At 60.5% G+C, this 19,276-nt stretch carries 15 protein-coding genes; 4 read left to right on the top strand and 11 right to left on the bottom strand.

Translation table 11 applies throughout. The features are described 5' to 3' along the window. Positions 1 to 15: 15 nt before the first annotated feature. Genes AB4P94_RS00580 through AB4P94_RS00570 form a run of 3 tightly spaced genes read left to right on the top strand, consistent with a single transcriptional unit; the run spans position 16 to position 4,305 of the window. Entirely contained in the window at positions 16 to 1,140 is a 1,125-nt protein-coding gene (locus AB4P94_RS00580; RefSeq protein WP_395608965.1) for a GNAT family N-acetyltransferase, read from the top strand. Continuing rightward, positions 1,140 to 2,918: an ATP-binding protein gene (locus AB4P94_RS00575; protein WP_395608964.1), complete on the top strand. Its 1,779-nt coding sequence runs from the start codon at positions 1,140 to 1,142 to the stop codon at positions 2,916 to 2,918. The genes AB4P94_RS00580 and AB4P94_RS00575 overlap by 1 nt, the downstream gene beginning before the upstream one ends. After that, positions 2,908 to 4,305 carry a sigma-54-dependent transcriptional regulator gene (locus AB4P94_RS00570; RefSeq protein WP_395608963.1) on the top strand — a complete coding sequence of 466 codons (1,398 nt, stop codon included), beginning with the start codon at positions 2,908 to 2,910 and terminating at the stop codon, positions 4,303 to 4,305. The genes AB4P94_RS00575 and AB4P94_RS00570 overlap by 11 nt, the downstream gene beginning before the upstream one ends. A gap of 114 nt (positions 4,306 to 4,419) precedes the next feature. Here the strand turns inward: AB4P94_RS00570 and AB4P94_RS00565 are convergent, their stop codons facing one another. The 8 genes from AB4P94_RS00565 to AB4P94_RS00530 all read right to left on the bottom strand — a co-directional run bounded on the left by AB4P94_RS00565 (position 4,420) and on the right by AB4P94_RS00530 (position 14,178). Continuing rightward, a complete protein-coding gene (locus tag AB4P94_RS00565) occupies positions 4,420 to 4,758 on the bottom strand; it encodes a GlpM family protein (RefSeq protein WP_395608962.1) in 339 nt (112 codons plus the stop codon). Beyond that, positions 4,758 to 6,038 carry a sigma-54-dependent transcriptional regulator gene (locus AB4P94_RS00560; protein ID WP_395611409.1) on the bottom strand — a complete coding sequence of 427 codons (1,281 nt, stop codon included), beginning with the start codon at positions 6,036 to 6,038 and terminating at the stop codon, positions 4,758 to 4,760. The genes AB4P94_RS00565 and AB4P94_RS00560 overlap by 1 nt, the downstream gene beginning before the upstream one ends. A gap of 53 nt (positions 6,039 to 6,091) precedes the next feature. After that, on the bottom strand, positions 6,092 to 7,993 hold the full coding sequence (locus AB4P94_RS00555) for an ATP-binding protein (RefSeq protein WP_395608961.1): 1,902 nt from the start codon (positions 7,991 to 7,993) through the stop codon (positions 6,092 to 6,094). Positions 7,994 to 8,201: 208 nt separating this feature from the next. Further along, positions 8,202 to 8,936 carry an amino acid ABC transporter ATP-binding protein gene (locus AB4P94_RS00550; protein ID WP_049709764.1) on the bottom strand — a complete coding sequence of 245 codons (735 nt, stop codon included), beginning with the start codon at positions 8,934 to 8,936 and terminating at the stop codon, positions 8,202 to 8,204. Next, positions 8,933 to 9,604: an amino acid ABC transporter permease gene (locus AB4P94_RS00545; protein ID WP_395608960.1), complete on the bottom strand. Its 672-nt coding sequence runs from the start codon at positions 9,602 to 9,604 to the stop codon at positions 8,933 to 8,935. Before AB4P94_RS00545 ends, AB4P94_RS00550 begins: the two co-directional genes overlap by 4 nt. Then, positions 9,604 to 10,350 (bottom strand): amino acid ABC transporter permease, encoded by a 747-nt coding sequence (locus AB4P94_RS00540; protein WP_065906793.1) that lies wholly within the window; start codon positions 10,348 to 10,350, stop codon positions 9,604 to 9,606. Before AB4P94_RS00540 ends, AB4P94_RS00545 begins: the two co-directional genes overlap by 1 nt. Positions 10,351 to 10,544: 194 nt before the next feature. Beyond that, positions 10,545 to 11,471, bottom strand: coding sequence for a glutamate/aspartate ABC transporter substrate-binding protein (locus tag AB4P94_RS00535; protein WP_395608959.1), 927 nt, complete (start codon positions 11,469 to 11,471; stop codon positions 10,545 to 10,547). A 382-nt stretch (positions 11,472 to 11,853) separates the two neighbouring features. Then, the gene (locus AB4P94_RS00530) at positions 11,854 to 14,178 is read right to left on the bottom strand and encodes a TonB-dependent receptor (RefSeq protein WP_395608958.1); all 2,325 of its coding nucleotides are present in this window, start codon (positions 14,176 to 14,178) and stop codon (positions 11,854 to 11,856) included. Between the two features lie 84 nt (positions 14,179 to 14,262). On the opposite strand from AB4P94_RS00530, the gene AB4P94_RS00525 reads away from it, so the two are divergent. Further along, on the top strand, positions 14,263 to 15,027 hold the full coding sequence (locus tag AB4P94_RS00525; RefSeq protein ID WP_395608957.1) for a tetratricopeptide repeat protein: 765 nt from the start codon (positions 14,263 to 14,265) through the stop codon (positions 15,025 to 15,027). Positions 15,028 to 15,088: 61 nt separating this feature from the next. Here AB4P94_RS00525 and glpD read toward each other — a convergent pair whose 3' ends face one another. The 3 genes from glpD to glpK all read right to left on the bottom strand — a co-directional run bounded on the left by glpD (position 15,089) and on the right by glpK (position 19,241). Further along, positions 15,089 to 16,627, bottom strand: a complete 1,539-nt coding sequence (gene glpD / locus AB4P94_RS00520; protein WP_395608956.1) for a glycerol-3-phosphate dehydrogenase — start codon at positions 16,625 to 16,627, stop codon at positions 15,089 to 15,091. A 257-nt stretch (positions 16,628 to 16,884) separates the two neighbouring features. Next, positions 16,885 to 17,640, bottom strand: a complete 756-nt coding sequence (locus AB4P94_RS00515) for a DeoR/GlpR family transcriptional regulator (RefSeq protein ID WP_010212755.1) — start codon at positions 17,638 to 17,640, stop codon at positions 16,885 to 16,887. A 95-nt stretch (positions 17,641 to 17,735) separates the two neighbouring features. Further along, on the bottom strand, positions 17,736 to 19,241 hold the full coding sequence (glpK, locus tag AB4P94_RS00510) for a glycerol kinase GlpK (RefSeq protein WP_395608955.1): 1,506 nt from the start codon (positions 19,239 to 19,241) through the stop codon (positions 17,736 to 17,738). Positions 19,242 to 19,276 lie beyond the last annotated feature (35 nt).

Here is a 19,276-nt window from a genome sequence, read left to right as displayed (position 1 = left end):
GCCTGAGGAACAGACGTGATCACCGCCCAAGCCTTCTCGACTATCCGGGCCATCCAGCGCAGTACCTGGAACGACTGTTTCCCCGGTGCCCTGGAGGATTGGGACTATTACGTGGCCGTGGAAAGCGCGGCCATTGTTGATTTCAAATGGCGCTACCTGGCTGTTTACGAACACGGAACAGTGGTGGCAGTTGCCGCCGCGTTCATCACGGATTATCGCCTCGACACCACGGTGTCAGGCAGCGGCAAGCGCTTTACCGAGCGCCTGGAGCGGCTGTGGCCGGGTGTTTTACAGCTGCAGTTGTATGCCATCGGCTCACCGGTCGCCGAGCGTTGCGACGCGGGGGTTGCCAGTAGCGTGCCTGAGGCGCGGCGCCCCTTGTTGCTCAAGCACTTGTTGCAGGCCGCGCGCCAGGATGCCAACGAATTTGGCGTGGGCCTGGTGGCGGTGAAAGATGTGCCGACCAAAGACCCGCACTGGGCCGCCAGTTGCCGTGCTGCGGGCTTTCAAAGCATGCCGAGTTTGCCCAGCGGGTTGTTGAGCGTGCCTTATGGTTCGGTCGACGCCTACCTGGGGTCGTTGTGCAAAGCGACCCGCAAGGATCTGCGCCGCAAACTGCGTGCGCCGGGTCCGCGGGTGGAGTGGCGGCACAATATCGATGATGTGTTGCCGCACGTCATGCGTCTGTACGAAGACACCCTCAGCCGCGCCGATTTACAGTTCGAACGCCTGCCGGCCAGCTACTTCACCGGCATCCTTGAACGCCTTGAACACCGTGCAGTCTGTGTACTTTACTGGGTGGACGAGCATCTGGTGGCCTTCAACCTGATCCTGCTGGACCAGCACCGTTTGATCGACAAGTTCTTCGGGCATGACCGGACGTTCAGCCGTGAGTACAACCTCTACTTTCGGAGCTGGCTGACCAATGTCGACTATTGTATTGCGCACAATATCCCGGTGTATGAGTGCGGCCAGGAGGGGTATGCCAGTAAGCTGCGCCTGGGGTGTGAATTCCAGGGCAACAGTATGTTTTTCCGTCACCGGAATTGGTTGGTGAATACGGTGCTCAAGCTTGCGAAAATATTTCTCCGACCGGATCGATCCGACCCTGCCATGGCTGCTGCGATAAGCGAAACCTGATGATCACCAAGACCCGCCAGAAAGCCCGCCCCTTTGCCATCTCGCGCTGGAGCGTCCAGCGCAAGCTGGTGCTGGCGTTTTGGCTGGTCAGCGTCATTCCCACCATGATCGCGGCCGAACTGGCGGCGACCACGTTGTCGCAGATTTTCGACAGTAACGTGCGTATCTGGCTGCAAGAGTCGACCAAGATCGTCAAGGACGAGATTGGCGACATCCTTCATGACAATGCGCGCATGGCCAAGCTGTTCCTGCGCTACACCAGCCCGCCTTCGAGCAAGCAGGCGGCCAAGCATGACCGGCTGACCGCCGACATCGCGGATGCCACGGATATCGACGTGGTCGCGCTGATCCGCAGCAGTGACCACAAGGTAATGTTCAGCACGGCGTCCGACGACATCGTCAAGCAGATCGACCTGACCAGCAACGCCGTGTTGCAGACAGTGCAAGTGGCCGGCGTGAGTACGGGCCTGGTGGTCTCGACCTTCGAAACCACCCAGGAGGGCGTCGATTATTTGCTGCTGGTTGCCACCTACCTGGACAGCAGCTTCCTGACCAGTGTGGCCGATGTGCATTCCCTCGACCTGCGCCTCTACCTGGCGAACCCCACGGGGTTTTCAGAGATTTTTTCGACCCAGCGTTTTGAAAACCACCCTTCGCGCATCCCGACCAGTGTCGAGAAGGCCATGCGTGCCACCAAGCAGCCGAGCGAGCAGTTCACCAATAACTACAGCGGTTTGTACTGGCCGATCTTCAATGACGCGGGTGACCTGCAAGGTGTGATCTTCAGCGGCCTGCTGCGCCATACCAGCCTGGTGGGCTTGGTGAACCAGAGCAACCTGTTCGTGCTGATTTTCCTGCTCAGTTCGGCCTTGTCCCTGGGGGCTGGCGTATTGGTGTCGCGACGCCTGACCAAACCGCTGCGGGACTTATCCCAAGGCGTGAATGCGGTGATCTCGGGCAATTATGAGCACCGCGTACTGGTCTCCGGCGGCGACGAACTGGCGCAACTGAGCAGCACCTTCAACCACATGACCGAGCGCTTGGGCGAGCTGCACCACCTCGAAGCCCAGCTGCGCCGCCGCGACCGGCTGCACGCCCTGGGTGAAGTCGCCATGGGCCTGGCGCACGAAATCCGCAATCCGTTGGGCATCATCAAGACCGCCACCCAGTTGCTGCACCGGCGCGTCGACCTGCCGGAAACCGACAAGCGCCACCTGGAATACGTGATCAGCGAAGTCAGCCGCATCAATGACCTGATCACCGAGTTTCTTGATTTCGCCAAGCCCAACGCGCCGTTGCGCGTGTTGCAGCCGGCACGCCCGTTGGTGGAGGAGATCCTGGGTTTTTGCAGCCCGGAGCTGGCCACCCACACTATCGATGCGCAAATCGATGACCAGGCGCCGGGAGCGACCTTGTATGCCGACGCCAAGCAGCTCAAGCAGGCGTGCCTGAACCTGATTCTCAACGCCATTGATGCCATGCCCGAAGGCGGGCGCCTGACCGTGGGCATTCGCACGGTGGAGCACAACACGGTGATTAGCATCGCCGACACCGGCCAAGGCATCCCGGCGGACATGATTGAGCGCATCTTCACGCCATTCGTCACCACCAAGGCCTCGGGCACGGGGTTGGGTCTGGCGAAAGTCTATTCGATCATGGAAAGTCACGATGGCAGCATTGAATGCGCCAGTGAGAAAGATGCCGGCGCCACCTTTAGCCTGTACATTCCGGCTCAGGGTGAAGACGACGGCGATGATGAGGAAGGTCATGACGCATAACGTATTGGTGGTCGACGATGAACCCAAGCTCTGTGACTTGCTGACGTCGGCCCTGAGCCAGAACGGCCTTCAAGTGTTTACCGCGAGCAACGGCCTGCATGCGCTCAAAGTGCTGGAGCAGGAAGACATCGACCTGGTGATCAGCGACTGGCGCATGCCCGGCATGGACGGGCCGGCGCTGCTGGCCGAAATCAAAGTGCGCTTCCCGGATTTGCCGGTGATCGTGATGACCGCCTACAGCACAGTGAAAAACGCCGTGCAGTCGATGCGCAATGGCGCCTACGACTACATCGCCAAGCCGTTCGATATCGACGAGCTGGACATCACCGTGGCCAAGGCCCTGCAATTTCGCGACATCCTGCGCGACAACGCACGCTTGCGTGCCGAGCTCGACCAGCATGCGCAGTTCGACAGCCTGGTGGGTGACAGCCCGGCGTTTCGCCAGGTGCTGCACGCGATCGATTCGGTACGCGACAGCAATGCAACCATCCTGCTGACCGGCGAAAGCGGCACGGGCAAGGAAATGGTCGCCCGCGCCATCCACAAGCATGGCAGCCGCGCCGACAAACCGTTCGTGGCGGTCAACTGCGCCGCCATCCCCGAAGGCCTGCTGGAAAGCGAGATGTTCGGCCACCGCAAAGGCGCGTTCACCGGCGCCGTGGCGGACCGGGTAGGGCGCTTTATGCAGGCAGACCAGGGCACCTTGTTCCTGGACGAAGTGGGCGATATGCCGTTGGCGTTGCAAGCCAAGATTCTGCGTGCGTTGCAAGAGCGGGTGATCGAGCCTGTGGGCGACCCGCGCGAGCGCAAGGTGGACGTGCGGGTCATCGCTGCCACCAACAAGAACCTGCTGGATGCGGTGGCTAATAAAGAGTTTCGCGAAGACCTGTATTACCGCCTCAACGTGTTCCCGATTCCGCTGCCGGCCCTGCGCGAGCGCGCCGAAGATATCGTGCCCCTGGCGCGGCACTTTGCCCATACCCTGAGCGCTACTGCCGGCAAGCGCATCACCGGCTTCAGCCCCGAGGCGCTGCAGGCCATGGCGGCTTACAACTGGCCGGGCAATATCCGTGAACTGCAGAACTGTGTGGAGCGCGCGACCATCGTTGCGGCCAAACCGGTGATTGAAGACATCGACCTGCCGGCTTACCTGTTCGCCTCCAGGCCTGCCGAAGAAGGGGTTACCGCACTGCTCGGCGACAACCCGGGCGTGCCGGCGGACCTTGATGCGGCGCTGGCCGAGGTCGAGAAAACCTACATTCTGGCCGCGCTGAACGAGAGCAACGGCGTGCAGGCTGCCGCCGCGTCGAAGATCGGGATTTCCGAAAGGAGCTTCTGGTACCGCTTGAAGAAGCTGGGGATTCAGGTCGAGAAAATCATTCGCTGATTTCTCAGTCTGCCAACGATCTAAATGTGGGAGCGGGCTTGCTCGCGAAAGCGGTGGGTCAGCTACACATAAGTTGCTGACAGACCGCTTTCGCGAGCAAGCCCGCTCCCACAGTCAGCTGTGCACGCGCACCCACACGCTCACCAGCAGCGTCGCCGCCATCAACCATGCCACCGCGGCCACCGCAAGCGACGCCTCCAGCCGCATCCGGTCAACCATCACGTACAGCGTCGCCAAATACACAAAATACGGAATGATCGACCACATCCCGAACAGGATCGTGGTCTTCAAATCGTCCACCGAACGGCCCTTGCCGACGATGTAATGCGCGATCAGCGCAAAGGTCGGAAACAGCGGCACCAGCCCGGCGATGTAGTAGTTTTTGGTCTTGGCCAGCGCCGCCAGGATCAACACCACCGCCGCGCCGATGGCGGCTTTCAAGAATAGATCCATCAGTGGCTCAACCCGTATTTCTTGACCTTGTCGAACAGCGTGGTCTTGGCCATTCCCAGTTCCAGGCTGGCCTGGGTCAGGTTGCCGCCGCTGCGCTGCAAGGCGTCGTTGAGCAAGTTGCGTTCAAATGCCTCCACCGCCTCGGTAAACGCCAGGCCGTGGTTGCTGGCGCCGGCACCGCTTTTCTTGAAGGCTGGCAGGCCCAGGGCAAAGCGCTCGGCGACGTTGCGCAGTTCCCGCACGTTGCCCGGCCAGTCGTGGCTCATCAGGGTCGACACCGTCTGGTTATCCAGCTCCGGCACGCTGCGGTCAAAGCGCAGTGAGGACTGCTGCAGGAAGTGTTCGAACAGGTGCAGGATGTCTTCGCGGCGTTCGCGCAGGGGTGGCAGTTCCAGGGTGACCACATTGAGGCGGTAATACAGGTCGCTGCGAAATTGGCTGGCGCGGCTCAGCTCGTCAAGGTCGGACTTGGTGGCGGCAATCACGCGGCAATCCACCGCCACGCTCTGGTTGGAGCCCAGGCGTTCGAGGGTGCGCTCCTGCAACACCCGCAGCAACTTGATCTGCAGGTTGATCGGCATGCTTTCCACTTCATCGAGGAACAGCGTGCCTTCGTGGGCGTGCTCGATCTTGCCGATCCGGCGTTTACCGGCGCCGGTAAAGGCGTTGGCTTCGTGGCCGAAAATTTCGCTTTCGAAGAGGTTTTCCGGCAGGCCGCCGCAGTTCAGCGCTACGAATTGGTGCGAGTGACGCCGGCTGAAATCATGCAGGCAGCGCGCGACCAGTTCCTTGCCGGTGCCGGTTTCGCCTTCGATCAGTACGTTGGCCGAGGTGTCGGCCACGTTGGCGATCAGCTCGCGCAGGTTCTGCATGGCCGGCGAGCGGCCGATGATGCGGCCTTCCAGGGAGTCGCGCTCGGCCAATTGGCGACGCAACGACCAGACTTCCCGCGCCAGCCCGCGCTGCTCCAAGGCGCGGCGCGCCACGTCGACCAGGCGCTCGGGGGAGAAGGGTTTTTCCATGAAATCGTAGGCGCCGTTGCGCATCGCGCCCACCGCCATGGAGATATCGCCATGCCCGGTGATCAGCACCACCGGCAGGCTTTTATCCAGGGACTTGAGGCGGGTCAGCAGTTCCAGGCCGTCGATGCCGGGCAGGCGGATATCGCTGATGACAATGCCGGCAAAGTTCTCGCCGATGCGCTTGAGCGCTTCTTCGGCACTGCCCACGCCCACGCTGGGAATGTCTTCCAGTGCCAGGGCCTGCTGGCAGCCGAGCAGTACATGGGGGTCGTCTTCGACGATCAGAACGGTGAGGTCTTTCGAATCTGTATTCATGTCGACTCAGCTTTTTGAGTGCCCGCCAGCGGCAGGCACAAGACAAAGGCAGTACCACCACTGGCCGGGTGTTCCACGGCGAGGTTGCCGCCGGTGGCCGCCGCGAGGCTGGCGGACAGGGTCAGGCCCAGGCCCAGGCCTTGCTCGCCGGGCTTGGTGGTGAAAAACGGTTCGAACAAATGCTTGCGCGCCTCGGGGTCGATGCCGTGGCCGTTGTCGCGTACTTGCAGGCGGTACTTGTCGTCAACGCTGTGGCCGTCCAGCCACAGTTCAGGGGCCGGTTGCGCCTGCATGGCGTCCAGGGCGTTGCCGATCAGGTTGACCAGAATCTGCTCCAGGCGCGTCTGGTCGATCTGCAACCGGGCGTTGGCGAAGTCGCGGTTCACCTTCAATGCCAAGCCGTCCAGGCGCGCGCCCAGCACTTGAAACGCGGCATCCACGGCTTTGCCGAGGTTGGCTTCACCCTGGTCGTCGCCGCGCCGGGCAAACGAACGCAGGCTGGCGGTGATGCGGCCCATGCGGTCGATCAGTTCGTTGATGGTCTTGAGGTTGGTGCTGGCGGTATCGAGGGCGCCACGCTCAAGGAAGCGCACCGTGTTGCCCGATAGCGTACGCAAGGCCGCAAGCGGCTGGTTCAATTCGTGGGCGATGCTGGTAGACATCTGACCGATGGCCGCCAGTTTACCGGCCTGTACCAGTTCATCCTGGGCGTGGCGCAGGGTTTCTTCGGCCTGGCGCCGTTCGCGTATCTGGCTCTTGAGGCGTTCGTTGCTGGCGCGCAGGTCGGCGGTGCGTTCGGCAATCCGCCGTTCCAGCTGGCTGTTGGCTTCCTGCAAGGCCTCGCGCGCGGCGAGGCGAGTGGCGATGACCTTGCGCCGCTCGTTCCAGGCAATCAGCAAAAACGCGACCAGACCAAACGCGACTGCCACCAGGATGCCCTGGTTGATCGCCGCGCGACGCAGGTCATTGAGCGGCGTGAGCAGGGTGAAATTCCACGGGGTGTCGGAGAGCGGGCGGGTTTGCGCCAGGTAGCTGACTTCGTGTTCATCGTTGACCACTTCGCTGTTGGCGGGAAAGGTCAGTTTTTCGTTGCCTTCGTTGAGGCGCTCGCGGGCCAGAGGTTCCAGCTCGTTCAGTGTCGCCCAGTAATATTGCAGGCTGTGGGCCAGGCGTTCCTTGGTTTCGTCGCTCAGCGGGCGCACGGCCTTGAGGCGGCGGGCCGGGTCGCTGGACAGAATGATGATGCCGTTCTCGTCGCTGACAAAAGCCTCGAGACGCGCGCGTTGCCAGCGTTCTTCCAGGGCTTCGAGGCGCACCTTGACCACGGCCACGCCGATGATCTTGCCGTGTTCTTCCAGGCCGTGGGCCAGGTAGTAACCGGCTTCGCCATTGGTGCTGCCCACGCCATAGAAACGCCCGGGCTGGCCGCGTACGGCATTTTGGAAATAGGCGCGGAAGGACAGGTCTTCACCCTGGTAACTGTCAGCGTCACGCCAGTTACTGGTAGCCAGTACGCGGCCGGTGGTGTCCATCACGTAGATGGCCCGGCTGCGGCTGCGGCGGTTCAAGCCTTCGAGGTAATCATTGACCGGTTGCCGGGTTTCCTGGCTCGGGTCGGCCAGCAGCGTGGAGACGCTGGACTCCAGTTCCAGCAGGCTGGGCAGGTAGGTGTATTTGCTCAGTTCGCTTTCGACGGTGCGGGCATGCAGCTCCAGCTGACGTTCGCCAGTGTCGCTGAGGGTGCGGATGCCATAGTACTCACTGACCCAAAAGCCGATATAACCCAGGCCGATCATCAGGGCGATGATCAGTGGCGGCAGGAACAGTTGGCGAATCAGGCGTGGTTTCACGGCAAGTGATGGCGGTGCGGCGCGAAATTGGTTGGGGTCGCATTTCATCACAGATGCCTTGGGTCAACCAGAGCTTGCCAGCCCTGGCATGGACCTGTTTGTGTGGGGCCTGGCTTTTGTGGGAGCCGGGCTTGCCCGCGATGCAGACGCCTCGGTGTCACAGGGGTGCCGAGGTGATGCCATCGCAGGCAAGCCAGCTCCCACACAAGCCCGCTCCCACATGGGCGCGGTTTCTACAGTGGAAGCGCTGTAATGCTTAGTGCTGCAGGATTTTCTCAAGGAAGTGCTGGGCGCGTTCGGAGCGGGCGCTGATGTCGCCGAAGAACTCTTCTTTCGGGCAGTCTTCGATGATCTTGCCGGCATCCATGAAGATCACGCGGTCGGCCACTTTGCGGGCAAAGCCCATTTCGTGGGTCACGCACATCATGGTCATGCCTTCGTGAGCCAGTTGCACCATCACGTCGAGCACTTCGTTGACCATTTCCGGGTCCAGCGCCGAGGTCGGTTCGTCGAACAGCATGACGATCGGGTCCATGGCCAGGGCGCGGGCGATGGCCACACGTTGTTGCTGGCCGCCGGAGAGCTGGCCAGGGTGTTTGTGGGCATGAGCCGACAGGCCAACGCGCTCGAGCAGTTGCAGGCCCTTCTTGGTGGCTTCTTCCTTGCTGCGGCCCAGCACCTTGATCTGCGCAATGGTCAGGTTTTCGGTGATGGTCAGGTGCGGGAACAGTTCGAAGTGCTGGAACACCATGCCCACGCGCGAGCGCAATTTCGGCAGGTTGGTTTTCGGGTCGGCGATGGAGGTGCCGTCGACCACGATGTCGCCCTTCTGGAACGGTTCCAGCGCGTTGACGCACTTGATCAGGGTGGACTTACCCGAGCCCGACGGCCCGCACACCACGATCACTTCGCCTTTTTTGACATCAGTGCTGCAATCGGTCAGCACCTGGAAGTCGCCATACCACTTGTTGATGTTCTTGATAGAGATCATACGGCAAACCTTTTTTGCAGACGCTTGACCAGCAGCGAGGCGGAAAAGCTGATGATGAAGTAGACGACACCGGCGAAGATCAGGAACTCGTTGGAGCGGCCGATGATGTCGCCGTTGGAGCGGGCGGAGTTAAGGAAGTCCACCAGGCCCACGGTGTAGACCAGCGAGGTGTCCTGGAACAGGATGATCGACTGTTGCAGCAGCAACGGGGTCATCTTGCGGAACGCCTGGGGCAGAATGATCAGACGCATGGTCTGGCCATAGGTCATGCCCATCGCCTGGGCTGCGCCCATCTGGCCCTTGGGAATCGATTGCACGCCGGCCCGCACGATTTCACAGAAGTACGCAGCTTCGAACATCATGAAGGCCACGACGCAGGAGGTGAACGCGCCGATCGGGGTGTCTTCGCCAGTGATCCAGCGCAACACGAACGGCACCGCCAGGTAGAACCAGGTGATCACCAGCAGCAGCGGGATCGAGCGGAAGTAGTTCACATAAGCGCCGGCCAGGTTGGCCAGGAGTTTGTTGGACCCCAGGCGCATGAGCGCCAGTACGGTACCCAATGCGATGCCACCGATTACGCCCATGACCATCAACTGCAAGGTCATGATCATGCCGTTCCACAGGCCGGGCATGGCGGGGATGATGCCGCTGAAATCGAAGTCCATTATTTACCCCCCACGGAGATCAGGCCGGGCACCGCGACTTTCTTCTCGACCAGGCGCATCAGCAACATCAGGCTCATGTTCAAAGTGAAGTAGATCAGCGTGGCCAGGGTGAAGGCTTCAAACAGGTTCGCCGAAAACTCTGCGGTCTGTTTGGTTTGCGCCAGCAGTTCCATCAAGCCGATCAAGGACGCCACGGAGGAGTTCTTGAACACGTTGAGGAATTCCGAGGTGAGCGGCGGAATGATGATCCGGTAGGCCTGCGGCAGCAGTACGTTCCAGTAGATCTGCGGCAGCTTGAAGCCCATGGCGCGCGCGGCAGACTCCTGGCCGCGTGGCAGCGCCTGGATACCGGTACGCACTTGCTCACACACGCGAGCGGCGGTGAACAGGCCCAGGCACACCACAACACTGAGGTAAGCCGAGGTGGTCGGGTTGAGGTCTTGTTTGTACCAGTCCTGCAGGTTTTGCGGCAGCAGGTCGGGTATCAGGAAGTACCAGATAAACAGCTGAACCAGCAGTGGCACGTTACGAAACAGTTCCACGTAGCAGGTCGCGATGCCCGATACGATGCGGTTTGGCACGGTGCGCATGACCCCCAGAATGGAGCCAAGCAACAAGGCGATAATCCATGCCACGACAGCGATGGCAATGGTCCAGCCCAGGCCGGCAATGTACCAGTCGAGATAAGTCTCGCTGCCAACGCCGGTGGACTTGAAGAACACGCCCCAGTCCCAGTTGTAATTCATTAGGGTCTCCCCTCGAGATCGATCGATGTACAAGCACCCGCTTGGGGAAGATCCTTTCCCGCCTGACGGTGAACGCCAGGCACACGCGATCGGCTCGAAAACCGCCAGGTCGAGTGTTCCACATTAAAGCCAGCAGGTAGTAACAGACGCCTGAGGGAGGGTTGGCTCCCTCAGGAGATAAGCTTAGTCAGGTATCAGATTTTTACGTCTGGCGCTGGCTTGTCGCTTGGGTTGGCGATCAGGTCTTTAACTTTTTCGCTCATCGGGAAGTTCAGGTTCAGGCCTTTTGGCGGAACCGGGCTCTCGAACCATTTGCTGTAGATCTTGTTGATCTCGCCGGACTTGTACAGGGCGACGATGGCGTCATCCACAGCCTTTTTGAAGGCCGGGTCGTCTTTACGCACCATGCACGCGTAGGCTTCGAAGGACTGCGGAGTACCGGTGATGACCCAGTCGTCCGGCTTCTTGGCCTTGGCTTCTTCGCCGGCCAGCAGGGCGTCGTCCATCATGAAGGCAACGGCGCGGCCGCTTTCCAGCATCTGGAAGGATTCGCCGTGGTCTTTGGCGGAGATGACGTTCATGCCCATTTGTTTGTCGGCGTTCATCGCTTTGATGATGCGCTCGGACGTGGTGCCGGCGGTGGTCACGACGTTTTTGCCTTTCAGGTCGGCAAAGTCAGCGTAGGACGGCTTGCCATCCTTGTCTTTCTTGACCAGCAGGCGGGTGCCGATTTCGAAGATGTTGACGGTGAAATCAACTTGCTGGGCGCGTTCGGCGTTGTTGGTGGTGGAGCCGCACTCGATGTCCGCGGTGCCGTTCTGGATCAACGGGATACGAGTCTGCGAGGTGACCAGGTTGTACTTGGTCTTCAGGTCGGGTTTGTTCAGGTCTTTTTTCAGGGCTTCAACGATGGCCAACTGAATGTCGTGGGAGTAGCCCACAGGTTTGCCCGAACCGTCCGCGATATAGGAAAACGGAATGGAGCTGTCGCGGTGCGCGAGGGTGATGGTGCCGGAGTCGTTGATTTTCTTCAGTGTGCCGGTGAGTTCGGCGGCGAAAACTGGAGTGCTGATCAGAGCAGCAGCGATAGCTGCGCCCAGGATATGGGGAACGATGCGCATCAATACTTCCTCGACATTTGTTTTTTTTATGAAGCCGGCTAAGCGGCTCTCTTGTACAGCGAATGCCCGTAACGGCTCCTGAGGCGTCTCAGGCAATCGTCAGGGAGTGTAGAGCATGAGTCGTGCCATACCCGAGATAAAAGGTTATATGGCTGATTTATAAGGAGATTAAGTTTGTGTTACGGGGAATTTGTAACTGGCCGATCCGGTTAACCGAATGGTGTGGGGGATGCCGTTCGGAAAACCGAATGGTCGCGGATGGGTTTCAGGTGCAGCATTAATGTGGGAGCTGGCTTGCCTGCGATGCAGGCACCTCGGTCTTTGGTTGTACCGAGGAGATGCAATCGCAGGCAAGCCAGCTCCCACAGGGTGTGCGGTGCAATCAGAAGGTGTAGTCAGCCGAAACCACCGCTGCACGACCATCACCCGGTACCGCCCAGCCGTTGTTACGGATGCGGGTCAGGTATTCCTTGTCGAACAGGTTGTTGACGTTCAACTGCAGGTTTAATTGTTTGTTGACCTTATAACCGAGCATCGCACGCTGCACTGCGTAGCCAGGTGCCGTCGGTGCCCCGGCGGCGCTGACCAGGTATTGCTTGGATTGCGCCGTGATGCCGTAGCCCACTTGGAAGTTGTACGGCAGGTCGTACACCGTCCACAGGCTGGCGGCGTGTTTTGGCGTGAACGGCAGGGGCTCACCTTTCTGCGCGTCAAAGCCGGTGGTTGCCAGGGTAAAGTCGCTGGCGCTGCGCAGTACGCGGGTGTCCAGGTAGGTGTAGTTGGCGAAGACCCTCCAGCGTTCTGTGATCGCACCACTCAGGCCCAGGGCTACGCCGTCGGCGCGGGCTTTGCCGTCGAGCGATTGCGAGCCGCTGAGGTTGGTGGGGTCGGGGTCGGCGACTTTGTAGTTGGTGCGGTCATTGCGGAAAATCGCACCGGTGACTGACAGGGCATTGTCGAGGAAGTCCCACTTGGTGCCGATTTCATAGCTGACGGCGGTTTCCGGGGCGACGTTGCAGTTGTTGGTGGCCCCGCTTGAGGTCTTGGCTGGAGTGAAGCAACCCCCGTTGACGCTGGATTGCGACGGCGTCTTGCTGTTGCCGTAGGCGATATAGAAGCTGCCGTTTTCCACCGGTTTGTAGACCAGTGCGAGGCGGTAAGACGTCAGGTCATCCGCTTGGCCGAAACGGGTACCAGGGGTTTCCACGCCAGCGGGGGAGTAGGCATTGGTCACCGAACTGCCGGCGTTATGCTCGTAACGCAGGCCGCCGTTGATTTCCCACTGCGGGTTGAGCTTGAGGGTGTCGAAGGCATAGGCGGCGCGGTTGTTCAGTGCGCCGTCGACGTGGGCGGCACGGGTGAAGTTGACCGGGCCTGTCCAGTCGGAGTTCGGATCGCTGAAGCTGACCGGCGGCGGAACGATCGCGGTGCCATTGCTGTTGGTCAGCCATTTGCCGGTGTCTGCCTGGTATTCCTCGCGGCTGATCGCAATACCGGTCACCAGCGTGTGGTCGATGAAACCGGTGCTGAAGCGGCTGGTTACGTCGGTCTGGTTGGTGAACATTTTGTTCTGGGTGTTGCGCTCGTTACCCAGTGAGCCACCGGCGGGCTGGAAGAAACCGGGGGCCAGGCCTGTGGGGCAGGGCGCGCCGGTGATCTGGGTGCCGCTGGCCAGGCAGCCGGCCTGGGCGCCCTCGGGGCCTGAGGCGCGCAATTCCTGGCGCACACGCTCGACGCGGCTGAAGTTGCGCACGGACACGGAATCATTGAAGTCATGTTCGAGCTTCAGGCTGAATGCATCCGAGGTGATCTGCTGGTCATTGATGTTGTGATAGCCGTAGAAATCACTCCAGCCCACGCCCGGCATTGGTTTGCCGTTGTAGATGGGGATGCCGTATTGCGGGGTGTTGTCGTCTTTCTGGTGCTCATAGCTGACGGTCACGCGGGTAGGCGTACCCAAGCCAAAGGCGATGGAGGGCGCAATGCCCCAGCGCGAGTAATCTTCATAATCGCGGCCGGGCACGTCGTTACCATGGGCCATCAGGTTCAAACGAAATGCGGTGGTGTCGTTGAGCTGGCTGTTGGAGTCCAGGGTAAAGCGCTTGTAGCTATCGGTGCCAATACCGGCGCTGACGGTGGTTTTGTCACGCAACTCCGGCTGCTTGGTCACCAGGTTGATGGTGCCGCCCACCGCGCCCGAACCCGAATACACCGAACTTGCGCCGCTGACGACTTCGACCTGCTCCAGGTTGAAGGGGTCGGTGCGGCTGTATTGCGCGCTGTCGCGCACGCCATCGACGTAGATGTCACCACTGGCGGAAAACCCCCGCAGGTTGATGCTGTCGCCATAACCACTGCCACCTTCACCGGCACCAAAGGTGATGCCCGGCACGGTGCTGAGCACATCGCGCAGAGTCAGCAGGTTTTGGTCATGAATGACCTCCTTGGGTACGACCGTGATCGTCTGCGGGGTGTCGCGCAGCGCTTCGGTGTACTTGGGGGAAGAGGGGGCCACAGGGTTGTAAGTGCTGGTGCTTTGGGCTTGACCTTCAATGCTGGTCGCGCCGAGCTGGATTACGCCTGTGTTGTCATCTGCTGCAGTCTCCGCTGCATAACTGAAACCTCCCTGCGCAGCCACTGCCAAACCCACCGCCGACGCGAGCAAATGCCGCGATGAAAGGGGGGCAGAACTGATCCCGGTAGCCATTGAATATTCTCGTGTGGGTGAAAGTGAGAGGCGATCGTAATTGATAAGCGATCTCAAATGTAATAGTTTGTAACGAAATAATTCATGAAATTTTTGCGATCCCGGATCGCATGCGGGGCGCGGATGCAGAGTGGGCAGGCAGACAATGAAACGTCTGAGATCGGCGGTAACCCGCGCGCTTATGTGCGTTGGGTCATGCATGCCGCGCAACTCGGTGATGCCGATGCACAGGCGACCTTGGGCCAGCTATTGCTGGACGGTCGGGGCGTGCAGAAAGATGCGCAATTGGCGCTGAGCTGGTTTCGCATTGCCGCTCGGCATCGCCATCCCATGGCGATCAACATGATTGGGCGTTGCCTGGAGAACGGCTGGGGCAGCGACATCGATTTGAAGGGGGCGGCGCGGCATTATCGGCAAGCCGCTGACCTTGGGTTGGATTGGGGGCTCTACAACTACGGCCAATTGCTGACGCGCGGACGAGGCGTGGAGAAAGATCTGTCAGCGGCTTACGAGCTGTTCTGTCAGGCCGCTGCCAAAGGCCACGCCAAATCGATGAACCTGCTCGGGCGCTTCCACCATGAGGGCGTTGTGGTGCCAGAGGACCTTCAACTGGCGCGGCAGTGGTATCAGCGCGCGGCTGAAGGCGGAGATTTTCGCGGGCAATACAACCATGCGGCGGAGCTGGCCGAGGCGGGGGACACAACGCAAGCCTGCGTCTGGCTGGAGCGGGCGCTGACGTCGGCAACGCCTGGGTTTCTCGAGGCGGCTTACCCCGTATTGCTGAGGTCCGGCTCGGATGAGATTCGGGAAATGGGGCTGCGCTATCAGCGCCAAACCCTCGCCCCATAAAAAAGCCCCTGGACCTTTCGGTGCAGGGGCTTTGCTGTATGCGGCACGAACCTGAGGTTGATCAGGCCGCTTCAATCTTTGCACGGGTCAGTTCGACTTTGGACAGATAACGCTGCACATTTTCCTGTTCCTGCGGCGTAGTGAACAGGCCGAGCTTGGTACGGCGCCACAACACGTCCTGAGGTTTGGTCGCCCATTCTTCGGCGCACAGGTAATCGACTTCGCGGGTGTACAGGCCGCCACCCAGGTGGTCGCCCAGGTCTGCCAGTGATTGCACACCTTCCAGCAGGCGCCAGGTGCGGCTGCCGTAAGTGGTGGACCAACGACGGGCGATCTCGCTCGGTACCCAGTCGAACTTGGCGCGAATCGCGTCGGCCAGGGCTTCTGGCGTCGTCATGTTCTCACCGCCAGGCAGGCTCGCAGTGGCGGTCCAGCTCGGACGCATCTGCGTGAAGAATGGCGCCAGCTGCGCCATCGCCGACTCGGCGAGCTTGCGGTAGGTGGTCAACTTGCCGCCAAACACCGACAGGATCGGCGCTTCGCCGTTGCCGCCGGACAATGCCAAGGTGTAGTCGCGGGTGATTGCCGACGGATTGTCCGATTCATCGTTGCACAGCGGGCGCACACCGGAATAGGTATGCACGATATCGTCGCGGCTCAGTTGTTTCTTGAAGTGCGCATTGACCACGTTGAGCATGTAGTCGGTTTCACCTTCTGTGATCGCAACTGCAGCCGGGTCGCCAGTGTATTCGCGGTCGGTGGTGCCGATGATCGTCAGGTGGTTGAGGTACGGAATGGTGAAGACGATGCGCTGGTCTTCGTTTTGCAAGATATGCGCGTGGGCGCCTTCGTACAGTCGAGGCACGATCAGGTGGCTGCCCTGGATCAGGCGAATGCCATACGGCGAATCCAGCTTCAGGTCATCCTTGATGAACTTGGCGACCCACGGGCCGGCCGCATTCACCAGCGCACGGGCGCGGATCGAGAACAGGCTGCCGTCGGCGCGTTCCATGTTCATTTCCCACATGCCGTTGCTGCGGTGTGCGCTGACGCAACGGGTCTGGGTGTGGATATGCGCGCCTTTTTCGCGGGCGGCCATGGCATTGAGCACGACGAGGCGGGCGTCATCCACCCAGCAGTCGGAGTATTCGAAGCCTTTGGTGATTTCGCTTTTCAGCGGGCTGTCGGCACCGAACTTCAGGCTTTTCGAGCCTGCCAGCTTCTCGCGCTTGCCGAGGTGGTCGTACAGGAACAGACCTGCGCGAATCATCCACGCCGGGCGCAGGTGCGGGCGGTGCGGTAGCACGAAACGCATTTGTTTGACGATGTGCGGGGCCTTGGCCAGCAGCACTTCGCGTTCGGCGAGGGCTTCGCGCACCAGGCGGAATTCGTAATGTTCGAGATAGCGCAGGCCGCCGTGGATCAGCTTGCTGCTGGCCGACGACGTGTGGCTGGCCAGGTCATCCTTTTCGCAAAGGAATACCGACAACCCGCGACCGGCTGCGTCTGCTGCAATGCCGACGCCATTGATCCCGCCGCCGATAACGGCAACGTCATAGACTTCGGCAAGCGGTGGAGCAGGCAAGGTGGAAGGGTTCATCGGCTGGCCTCGCGATCTTTTCGTCTTGGAATTCGAACATTAATGTTCATTTGCGAAAATGGTAGCCGATAAACGCGCGCGCAGCCACCCGACTTCGATTGAAAAAACTCATCGAAGGGCGGGGAAAGGAAGAATTGTGAACATCGTGGGGAATGGAGTGCCTGTCAGACCGCTATCGCGGGCAAGCCCGGCTCCCACAGTTGACCGCATTTCAAACTGTGGGAGCGGGCTTGCCCGCGATGGCGTCAGTACAGCTGCTAAACCACTTCCAGCCTGACTTTGTGCTGATTCAACAACTGCACCAACGCCGGCACCGGCTGCTGGTCAGTCACCAGGCAGTCCACCAAACTGATCGGGCCCAAGCGAATCATGGCATTGCGCCCGAACTTGCTCGAGTCCGCCGCCAAAATCACCTGGCGCGCATTGGCGATGATCGCCTGCGAAACCCGCACTTCTTGATAGTCGAAGTCCAGCAGGCTGCCGTCTTCGTCAATCCCACTGATACCCACCAGCGCAAAGTCGACCTTGAACTGGTTGATAAAGTCGACACTGGCCTGGCCCACCACACCGCCGTCACGGCGCACGTTGCCGCCGGTCAGCAGCACATCAAAGTCGTCCTTGGCACTGAGCATGGTGGCGACGTTGAGGTTGTTGGTGATGATTTTCAGGTGGTTGTGATTGAGCAGCGCACGGGCGATGGATTCGGTGGTGGTGCCGATATTGATGAACAGCGAGGCGTGGTCGGGGATTTGCGCAGCGATGGCTTCGCCGATGCGCTGTTTCTCGTCGCGCATCTGGTCGGCACGCATGGCGTACGCGGTGTTTTCAACGCTGGAGTCATAGGCTGCGCCGCCGTGGTAGCGGCGCAGCAGATTGGCGTCCGCCAGTTGGTTGATATCGCGGCGGATGGTTTGCGGGGTGACAACGAACAGCTGCGCCATTTCCTCGATGCTGACATAGCCGCGTTCGCGGACCAGCTCGAGGATTTGTTGTTGGCGGGGAGGCAGATTCATGGGGCGTCCTTTGGGCTGCCATACAAAAGTGGCCCATGATGACGCAGGAATCTGCTCCCTGCCAGTTACAACCCTATATAGGTCCGGCGCTTGGCTTATTCAGCGCCTTCGTGCGGTTCCCAGTCACGGGTGCGGCTCACCGCTTTTTGCCAGCCGGCGTAGAGCTTTTCCTTGGCGGCTTCATCCAGTTGCGGTTCGAATTCGCGCTCGATCACCGCCTTGCCGCGCAACTCGTCCAGGCTGCCCCAGAAACCGCACGCCAAGCCTGCCAGGTAGGCAGCGCCGAGCGCGGTGGTCTCGCGCATTTGCGGGCGCTCAACTTGGGTGCCAAGGATGTCGGCCTGGAACTGCATCAGGAAGTTGTTCGCTACAGCGCCGCCGTCCACGCGCAGGGCCTTGAGGCGTTCGCCGGAATCCTGTTGCATGGCGTCCAGTACGTCGCGGGTCTGGTAGGCAATCGACTCCAGGGCAGCACGAATAATGTGATCCACGCGTACGCCACGGGTCAGGCCGAACAGTGCGCCACGGGCATAGGGGTCCCAGTACGGAGCACCCAGACCGGTGAAGGCCGGGACCAGGTACACGCCGTTGCTGTCCTTGACCTTGCCGGCGAAGTATTCGGTGTCGGTGGCGTCGGCGATGATTTTCAGCTCGTCACGCAGCCATTGCACGGTGGAACCACCGTTGAACACTGCGCCTTCGAGGGCGTAAGCCACTTCGCCGCGCGGGCCACAGGCGATGGTGGTGAGCATGCCGTGTTTGGATTTCACCGCCTTGTCGCCTGTGTTCATCAGCAGGAAACAGCCGGTGCCGTAGGTGTTCTTGGCCTGGCCCGCTTCCACGCACATCTGGCCGAATAGCGCGGCCTGCTGGTCACCGGCGATACCGCCGATGGCGATGCCGCTTTTGGTGCGGCCGTAGATTTCCGAGGACGATTTCACGTCCGGCAGCATTTCGCGCGGTACGTCGAGGATCTCCAGCATCTTCGCGTCCCACTCCAGGGTGTGGATGTTGAAGAGCATGGTGCGCGAGGCGTTGGTGTAGTCGGTGACGTGGGTTTTGCCGCCGGTAAATTTCCAGATCAGCCAACTGTCGATGGTGCCGAACAGCAGCTCGCCGTTGCGCGCACGTTCGCGGCTGCCTTCAACGTTGTCGAGGATCCACTTGAGTTTGGTGCCGGAGAAGTAAGGGTCTGTGACCAGGCCCGTGGTGTCATTGATGTATTGCTCGTGGCCGTCGCGCTTGAGCTGCTGGCAGATCTCGGTACTGCGGCGGCACTGCCAGACGATCGCGTTGTAGATCGGGCGGCCGGTGACTTTATCCCACACCACCGTGGTTTCACGCTGGTTGGTGATACCAATGGCGGCGACCTGATCATGGTGCAGGCCGGCTTGAGCCAGCGCTTCGACCATCACCGCGCTCTGGGTAGCGAAAATTTCCATCGGGTCGTGCTCGACCCAACCGGCTTGCGGGTAGTGCTGGGTGAATTCACGCTGGGCGGTGCAGACCACGTTGGCGTCCCGATCAAAGATGATCGCCCGCGAACTGGTGGTGCCCTGGTCAAGGGCAATGATGTAGTTCTTATTCTGAATGTCGGTCATGTCGATTGCCTTGCACGGAAGTAAAGAAGTAAGTA

The organism is Pseudomonas sp. B22129, assembly GCF_044218875.1.
GTDB lineage: Bacteria > Pseudomonadota > Gammaproteobacteria > Pseudomonadales > Pseudomonadaceae > Aquipseudomonas.
The sequence above is the reverse complement of the archived record's forward strand: the minus strand, read 5'-3'. Positions and strand labels throughout refer to the sequence as shown.

What these genes read in the sequence shown, in the direction of transcription:
- AB4P94_RS00575 (WP_395608964.1), top strand. Translation starts at nt 1,140, where the DNA reads ATGATCACCAAGACCCGCCAGAAAGCCCGCCCCTTTGCCATCTCGCGC.
- AB4P94_RS00570 (WP_395608963.1), top strand. Translation starts at nt 2,908, where the DNA reads ATGACGCATAACGTATTGGTGGTCGACGATGAACCCAAGCTCTGTGAC.
- AB4P94_RS00565 (WP_395608962.1), bottom strand. Translation starts at nt 4,758, where the DNA reads ATGGATCTATTCTTGAAAGCCGCCATCGGCGCGGCGGTGGTGTTGATC.
- AB4P94_RS00555 (WP_395608961.1), bottom strand. Translation starts at nt 7,993, where the DNA reads ATGAAATGCGACCCCAACCAATTTCGCGCCGCACCGCCATCACTTGCC.
- AB4P94_RS00550 (WP_049709764.1), bottom strand. Translation starts at nt 8,936, where the DNA reads ATGATCTCTATCAAGAACATCAACAAGTGGTATGGCGACTTCCAGGTG.
- AB4P94_RS00545 (WP_395608960.1), bottom strand. Translation starts at nt 9,604, where the DNA reads ATGGACTTCGATTTCAGCGGCATCATCCCCGCCATGCCCGGCCTGTGG.
- AB4P94_RS00540 (WP_065906793.1), bottom strand. Translation starts at nt 10,350, where the DNA reads ATGAATTACAACTGGGACTGGGGCGTGTTCTTCAAGTCCACCGGCGTT.
- AB4P94_RS00535 (WP_395608959.1), bottom strand. Translation starts at nt 11,471, where the DNA reads ATGCGCATCGTTCCCCATATCCTGGGCGCAGCTATCGCTGCTGCTCTG.
- AB4P94_RS00530 (WP_395608958.1), bottom strand. Translation starts at nt 14,178, where the DNA reads ATGGCTACCGGGATCAGTTCTGCCCCCCTTTCATCGCGGCATTTGCTC.
- AB4P94_RS00525 (WP_395608957.1), top strand. Translation starts at nt 14,263, where the DNA reads ATGAAATTTTTGCGATCCCGGATCGCATGCGGGGCGCGGATGCAGAGT.
- glpD (WP_395608956.1), bottom strand. Translation starts at nt 16,627, where the DNA reads ATGAACCCTTCCACCTTGCCTGCTCCACCGCTTGCCGAAGTCTATGAC.
- AB4P94_RS00515 (WP_010212755.1), bottom strand. Translation starts at nt 17,640, where the DNA reads ATGAATCTGCCTCCCCGCCAACAACAAATCCTCGAGCTGGTCCGCGAA.
- glpK (WP_395608955.1), bottom strand. Translation starts at nt 19,241, where the DNA reads ATGACCGACATTCAGAATAAGAACTACATCATTGCCCTTGACCAGGGC.